The sequence below is a fragment of the Stenotrophomonas sp. HMWF003 genome (assembly GCF_003061285.1).
Lineage (GTDB): Bacteria > Pseudomonadota > Gammaproteobacteria > Xanthomonadales > Xanthomonadaceae > Stenotrophomonas > Stenotrophomonas maltophilia_AP.
Map to the genome: position 1 here is coordinate 5489 of NZ_QAIW01000444.1, position 667 is coordinate 6155.

1 pseudogene is annotated in these 667 nt (G+C 71.4%); it reads right to left on the reverse strand.

What is annotated here, in order from left to right:
* Positions 1-667: pseudogene (locus DBR34_RS24165) on the reverse strand (transcriptional regulator); the annotation flags it as partial.

The window sequence follows — 667 nt, forward strand, 5'->3', positions numbered from 1 at the left end:
CTGCGGGTTGCGCACGAACACGATCCAGCGCCCATCGGGCGAGTAGCGCGGCGCGTAATCAAAGCTGTCTTCGGCCACCTGGTAGGCCAGCGGGGTCCAACGGCCACTGGCGATGTCCAGCACGCGGATGCCACGGTAGGCATGCGCGCCGGCCAGCGAGCCGAAGACCAGGCCGCGCCCGTCCGGGGTCCAGTCGAAGCTGAGCAGTTCGGTGCCGTCGCAGCGGGTGACGTGGCGCACCGCGCCGCCGGTGGCGCTGGCGATCAGCACCTCGCAGCTGGCGTTCGGACCGAACCGCGCGAACGCGATGTCGCGCCCGTTGGGCGACCAGTTGGGGAAGCGGTCGGAATAGCCGTCCGGCGTCTCGGCGAGCAGCCGCGCCGGCGCGTTGCCCGAGGTCTGCACCTTCACCGTGCTGCCTGCACGGGCGCTGCTGTCGGCCTCGTAGGCGACCTGCGAACCGTCGGGGGACAGCGTGGGATAGGTTTCGAACCCGGCGGTGGCGGTGATCAACCGGTACGGCCGCTGCGGGCTGCCGACAACCCGGCTGCCATCCTCCAGCACGCCGCTGGCACCCTGCCCGGCCTGCGGGCGCTGCAGCAGCATGGCCGCCATCACCAGCAACGCCACCAGCATGGCCAGCCCCACGGCCAACAGCACGTAGCGA